The sequence below is a fragment of the Bacillus cereus group sp. BfR-BA-01408 genome (genome assembly GCF_022663305.1).
GTDB lineage: Bacteria > Bacillota > Bacilli > Bacillales > Bacillaceae_G > Bacillus_A > Bacillus_A pacificus.
On the sequence record NZ_JAKUFF010000132.1, the window covers coordinates 1 to 5,894 of the forward strand.

Here is a 5,894-nt window from a genome sequence, read left to right on the forward strand (position 1 = left end):
TAAGTTAGATGATGTATTAATTGAGAAGTATTTTTCTAAAATCGATATAAATGCTTTAGAACAAATGACGGATACGTTAAAGAAAATAAATAAGGTGATATTGGAAGAAAAACAGAAGGATCTTGATTGTAATGAGTAAGAACTTGAATGAGGTAATGAGTAGAAAGGAGGAGAAGCGTGTGATGAGTTACATACCAAATATGATGACGATAGCGAATTTTATTTGTGGGATATTGGCCATTTATTCTGTTTTCTTTCAAGATATGTATGGTGCAGTCATGTTCATTATTACAGGTATGGTATTTGATTTGTTTGATGGTATGGTGGCTCGGAAACTGGATGCTGTTTCGGAAATTGGCGGAGAGTTAGACTCATTTGCGGATTTAGTTACTTTTGGTGTGGCACCGTCTATTCTTGCCTATAGTGTCGCGTTAAAAGATTTGCAGTCTATTGGGATGATATGTGCGCTTGCTTACAGTATTTGCGGAATGCTTCGGCTTGCGAGATTTAATACACAACAAAGCAAACTCCCGACATTTATCGGAATGCCCATTCCATTTGCAGCAATGTGTCTCCTCATTTTATGCCTCTTAAATAAACCAGTTTCCGTGGCATTTGGCACATGCGTACTTGCTTATTTAATGGTGAGCAAAATCAAATTCCCTCATTTTAAAAAAGATATATCGGAAAGCTTGAAGTCCGAAAGATGGGAGTAATAGGAAAGGTAAGGAGCATAACATGATTCGTATGGCATTAAGATCATTTAACATACAAATATATTGTTTGCTAGGCGTGATGTTACTGGGATGGCTGATGACACCTTTTCGAGCACAGTTTGTAGGAATAAGCATTGGCCTTATAGTTAGTATGTACTGCGCCTGGATTTTAGGAAGGCGTATCGAAAAGTTTGGAAATAGCATCGTAAAAAAAGAAAAAGCACCGATGCTTGGCATGATGAATCGATTTGCAGCCGCCATACTCGGTGCGATTATTATGTATGAAATTGAACACCGTGAGTACATGTGGACATTTGCAGCTGGAATTATGGGTGGGTATTTCTTGGTTATTGTTAATTTGGGGTATTATAGTATGAGGGATGAGAAGGAAGAAATATGAAGAAGTTAAGGGATTGCTATATGGCAATCCCTTAACTAATTTAGTTCCTTAATAGTTTCCCTAGCAATTTCATTAGAAGCATCCAACTCTAAAATTTTATTACAAATTGCAAGTACCTTTTCATTCACGCTAACTGTTTTCTCTTGTCAGACTTCCATACTGTATTGATGAAAATACTACAAGGGTTGCATGTGAAGATTTAAGAAAAATTTTATATTTACCCCACTCTTTATTTTAAAAGTTTCTCCTATCCTATAAACAAGTTACATCAAGGAGGAGACTGAAAATGAAGAAGTGGGGATTGTTTATTTTTAATATATTCCCGATATTCGAAGACAAAGTAGAAGATTAAATATATGAACAAAGTACCGGTTCTTGAACTATGTTCTAAAATAATAGATGAAAATGTAAAGTTAGGGGATTCCACATGCATACAGGAGTTTTGATTAGTTATTTGTATACGTATTTTTTCACTATAATTTTTTGTATTGTGTTTCAAATTGGATGTTATTTTAAAGCGAAAAACAATATATCTATTCGGCATTTTTTATGGGTATATGTTTTTCTATTCTACCTTTCGCTAGTGTATAAAGTGACGCAAATCGCGACTGTATGGGATATAAGTAGATATGAAACGTGGATTCGTGTCAATCAAATTAATTTGACTCTATTTGATACGGTAGGTAGTACGACGTATCTTTTGAATATTTTACTGTTTATGCCTTTAGGTTTTTTATTACCGACCATTTGGCCGCAATTTAGAAAAATGAAAAACACTGTATGCGCGGGATTCTTTTTTTCATTGGCAATTGAGTTAAATCAATTACTAAATAATAGAATTACAGATATTGATGATTTATTTACGAATACTCTCGGGACGATTGTTGGGTATGTATTATATAAAGTATTATATACAGCATTATTTAAAATGATATTGAAAAGAGAGGGAAAAAAGATTGATATGAACTCTTCGCTAGTCATAAAATACGAGGCTATTTTTTGTTTAGTGTGTTCATTTGTAGGAGCGATGTTAATTTATTATCCAGCTTTGTTTGGAAGACCTGTAATTCTCCAATGAGATGTGTGATCTCGTTTATAAAATGATTCTCGTTCTCCACACCCAAACACAGTAAAATGTGAATGACGCATTCTCTTTTTCTAACTTAATAGATATAGTTTATGTATTACATGATAGGCAGGTGTAAATGTGTTACATGTTCAATTATCTCAATACTTACTAAAAGAGTCTAAACCAGCTCTTCATACAGATGAAAAACGAGTGTATATGTTAAAAGATGAAGGATTATCACCGTATCCTATTTATTTAAATCACCCTAGTATGATAGGAGTGGGAACGAATTGGAATCAGCATACAGGATTCGAAGAAATCATTAAAGGATTTATGGGTACACATAACAAATTTCCTATGTATATGTTATTTGAAACTTATTTATGTAGAGACTTTATTGAAGGATTTTTAGAAGAGAATAAACTTCAATTTGAGCTAGTTTTTACTAATAAGAAAAGGGATACGAGCTTTTTTAAAGTGTGCATTACCAATGGTGATGATATAACTACACTTATGAAGTATTTCTTTCAATCAGCACAAGATTCTCTCTATACGTTATTAAGCTATTCGGCAGACTGTAAGATTATCAGTAATCGTATTGGTGAGATTGAAATAAAGGCTGACAGTTTCTATCCAAGCTTTTCATTTATGTATGATGCGCAAGAATTATTTATTATTGGTGGAGAAGAAAAATGGTCTGATATCCATTATATAAAAAGATTTTTCCATCTTGAGCAGATTACAGATGAGCTAATTATTGATTTAAGAAAATGAGAGACGAGTAAACCCTCAAGTATAAAACGATATACTTGAGGGTTTTTTATGTATGAAGAAGGAACTTATATTATATATTTTATTCGTCGCTGCATGTAAGTCATTCGGTTTATAAAAACAATGTGTTGAATAGATCAGTAAAGAAGGCTTTTCTATTTTTCCCTAGAATGAACAGTAAGGTATAATCTAATTCCTTCATGTAATAAGGAGGCAGTGAAATTTGAACAGGAAAATTTGGTTTGTATTTACTTGTTTTGCTCTTTTAGTATCTAGTTATATTGTTGTCCAATATTTTATTATGGATGGATTTCAAACAGGGCTTGTAAAAGCGAAGCTTATGTATGGATCTAAATTAAGTGAGTTTTGGTATATGATGTTATTTATACATATTATAACTAGTATAGTAGCATTAGTAATTGGCCCTTTTACATTATCCACTCAATTTAGAGAAAAGAATATGAACCGTCATCGAATAGCTGGGAGAATTTATATGGTTGGTATATTATTAGGCGGCGTTTCTGGACTATACCTATCCTTTTATGCTACGGGAGGATTGGTAGCGAAGCTAGGTTTCGGTTTGTTATCCGTATTTTGGTTAACATCAGCATATCAAGCATTACATAGAGTTAAAAATAAAAAAATTAAAGAGCATCGGAATTGGATGATTAGAAATTATGCTTTAACCTTTGCGGCAGTTACATTAAGAATTTGGCTACCTTTGTTTATCGTTCTATTTGGGATAGAACATTTTGAACTTAGTTACGCTATTATTGCTTGGTTAGCATGGGTACCCAATTTAATTGTCGCAGAATTATTTATAAGACAAAGACTGAATAAAGGAAATTACGAGGAAAATGAGGATTTACATTTTTGATGTGAATGTGCTGTAATATTGAGGACGAAAATTTTTAAATAGCTGAATTACGTACAAAAATAGGATGGCCAATTGAAGCCATCCTATTTTTATTTGTATTACCAATTAGCAGTTTCCGTATTTTCTTTCAACCACTTCACCCAGTTCAAGTCCTCTACCTTAAGTAAACTTAAAGAAACACCCTTCATATCTAAAGAAGTTAGTAGCGTACCAACTTTTACGAATGTAATCTGTAATCCTTCCAGCTCACATAAACGGCGAATGTCATTTGCAAAAATGTATTGTTCCATTAGTGGAGTTGCGCCTAGTCCGTTAATGAGGATGGCGAAGTTGTCGCCTTTTCTCCAGCGGTAAATGCTTTTTAGTTTGTTCATTAGTTCGATCGCTAATATTTCAGAAGAGGATAGTGCCTCTTTACGGTACCCATTTTCGCCGTGGATACCAACGCCGTAAAATACTTCATCGTCGTTTAACGTGAAAGAAGCTTTTCCTTTCACAGGGTCATTTGCAGGTGAAAGAGCGACTCCTAATGTGTGTAGGTTTTCAGTGATAGAACGGCCGAGTGCAGTCAGTTCTTCTAAAGAGTGACCTTCAAGAGCGGCCGCACCAAGTATTTTTTGAACGAAAACAGTGCCAGCGACGCCGCGTCTTCTTTTATTAAAAGAAGCATCATCTTCAATTGAAACGTCGTCATTTACGATGATATGGTCAATTTTTCTTCCTTCTTCTTTGGCAATTTTTTCAGCCACTAAAAAGTTAGCTACGTCATCTTTAAAGTTTTTAATGATGAATAAAATACTCTTATCTTTTGGCATGAGGCGAGTTGCAGCAATAATTTGTTCCACTGTAGGCGGAGTGAAAATACTGCCGTTTACTGCCGCTGTAAGCATTCCTTTTCCTACATAACCAATATCAGCAGGTTCATGTCCGCTACCACCGCCGCTTATAATAGCGACGCTTTGCTTCAGTTTTTCAATATTTTTCACATAAATGATGTTATTTGTTTCGTCATAATTTACTTTGTCGTTATGTTCAAAATAAAAGCCATGCAGCATATCTTGAACGATATGTTGTACATCATTCATAATCTTTTTCATTGCTTTTGCCACCCTTTAATTACTTTGCTGATTGCTCCAGTAATAGTAGTAATTGATTGTTTATCATATTTTTCATGAGAGAAGACATAATGGAAGGATCTACTTCGCACTTGCTTTCAATCCAATCTTTTATCGTTCCAACGAAGCCGTGACTATAAAAGGAGGCAGTCGTATTTTTTGTCTCATCAGAAAGGCTGAATCCGCAGCTCACAGATAATTCATCAATAATCTTCATATATAAGTTTTTCGTATGCTCAAATAAATAGTGATTAAACGAGTTTTGTTCAATGACTTTAAAAGCATTTCGGTAAAATTTTTGATTTTCATAAAAGTAATCAAATAATAAATCAAAAATGTTTTCCCACGTTTCATAGTCGAGAAAGTCGATAATGTTTTCTTTCGTTTCTTCTCTATAGATCCAGCTTAATAGTTCAAATTTATCTTTAAAATGATAATAAAAAGTTTGCCTACGCATTTGACAGTGTAACATAATATCGCTCACTGATATTTTATGAAACGACTCTGTTTCCATTAAATGTTTCAATGAGTTCGCGATTATCTTTTTAGAAATTATAGAAGAGGTCATCTGAATCATCCCTAGAATGTTAGTAATATGAAAATCCTACCCATAAATGAGAGCGGTGTCTTTAGACAGATTGTCCATTTTGTCCGTTTACTATAAAACGCTTTCATTTTAACATGAGTAGTAAGAAGAAGATTTCAAATATATCACAATATATTAAAGGAATTGAGGGAGAACTACAATGAAAAAGATTATAAATAAACCAGAAACATTAGTAATGGAAATGTGTAACGGAATGGTTATGGCTCATCCAGAGCTTGAGCTTTTGAAAAAATATAAAGTGATTAAGAAGAAAGAAATGAACGAAAATAAAGTAACGTTAATTAGTGGCGGCGGTAGTGGTCATGAGCCGGCACATGCAGGGTTAGTCGGAAAAGGAAT

Annotated in this window: 8 protein-coding genes and 1 pseudogene; 7 read left to right on the forward strand and 2 right to left on the reverse strand. The window is 33.8% G+C overall.

The window, feature by feature from the left end:
• The 6 genes and pseudogenes from MR083_RS25820 to MR083_RS25845 all read left to right on the forward strand — a co-directional run.
• Positions 1 to 139: pseudogene (locus MR083_RS25820) on the forward strand (MarR family winged helix-turn-helix transcriptional regulator); the annotation flags it as partial.
• Positions 132 to 716 (forward strand): CDP-diacylglycerol--serine O-phosphatidyltransferase, encoded by a 585-nt coding sequence (gene pssA / locus MR083_RS25825; RefSeq protein WP_000042045.1) that lies wholly within the window; start codon positions 132 to 134, stop codon positions 714 to 716. The pseudogene MR083_RS25820 and the gene pssA, both read left to right, overlap by 8 nt.
• Positions 717 to 738: 22 nt before the next feature.
• Complete coding sequence (locus tag MR083_RS25830) at positions 739 to 1,116, forward strand: ATP synthase subunit I (RefSeq protein ID WP_000620584.1); 378 nt, start codon at positions 739 to 741, stop codon at positions 1,114 to 1,116.
• Positions 1,117 to 1,543: 427 nt separating this feature from the next.
• The gene (locus tag MR083_RS25835) at positions 1,544 to 2,194 is read left to right on the forward strand and encodes a VanZ family protein (RefSeq protein ID WP_242270053.1); all 651 of its coding nucleotides are present in this window, start codon (positions 1,544 to 1,546) and stop codon (positions 2,192 to 2,194) included.
• A gap of 129 nt (positions 2,195 to 2,323) precedes the next feature.
• Positions 2,324 to 2,959, forward strand: coding sequence for a hypothetical protein (locus MR083_RS25840; protein WP_242270054.1), 636 nt, complete (start codon positions 2,324 to 2,326; stop codon positions 2,957 to 2,959).
• A 220-nt stretch (positions 2,960 to 3,179) separates the two neighbouring features.
• A complete protein-coding gene (locus MR083_RS25845; RefSeq protein ID WP_242270055.1) occupies positions 3,180 to 3,833 on the forward strand; it encodes a DUF2306 domain-containing protein in 654 nt (217 codons plus the stop codon).
• Between the two features lie 98 nt (positions 3,834 to 3,931).
• On the opposite strand, the gene dhaQ is transcribed toward MR083_RS25845, so the two are convergent.
• Both dhaQ and dhaS read right to left on the reverse strand, forming a co-directional pair.
• Positions 3,932 to 4,930 carry a DhaKLM operon coactivator DhaQ gene (gene dhaQ / locus MR083_RS25850; RefSeq protein WP_242270056.1) on the reverse strand — a complete coding sequence of 333 codons (999 nt, stop codon included), beginning with the start codon at positions 4,928 to 4,930 and terminating at the stop codon, positions 3,932 to 3,934.
• Positions 4,931 to 4,949: 19 nt separating this feature from the next.
• Positions 4,950 to 5,516 (reverse strand): dihydroxyacetone kinase transcriptional activator DhaS, encoded by a 567-nt coding sequence (gene dhaS / locus MR083_RS25855; protein ID WP_242270057.1) that lies wholly within the window; start codon positions 5,514 to 5,516, stop codon positions 4,950 to 4,952.
• Between the two features lie 178 nt (positions 5,517 to 5,694).
• Between dhaS and MR083_RS25860 the strand changes: the two genes are divergently transcribed.
• Positions 5,695 to 5,894: dihydroxyacetone kinase subunit DhaK (locus MR083_RS25860; RefSeq protein WP_242270058.1), on the forward strand; the 200-nt coding region annotated here is incomplete at its 3' end.

Coding starts and splice junctions, on each gene's coding strand:
- pssA (WP_000042045.1), top strand. CDS start 132: ATGAGTAAGAACTTGAATGAGGTAATGAGTAGAAAGGAGGAGAAGCGT.
- MR083_RS25830 (WP_000620584.1), top strand. CDS start 739: ATGATTCGTATGGCATTAAGATCATTTAACATACAAATATATTGTTTG.
- MR083_RS25835 (WP_242270053.1), top strand. CDS start 1,544: ATGCATACAGGAGTTTTGATTAGTTATTTGTATACGTATTTTTTCACT.
- dhaQ (WP_242270056.1), bottom strand. CDS start 4,930: ATGAAAAAGATTATGAATGATGTACAACATATCGTTCAAGATATGCTG.
- dhaS (WP_242270057.1), bottom strand. CDS start 5,516: ATGACCTCTTCTATAATTTCTAAAAAGATAATCGCGAACTCATTGAAA.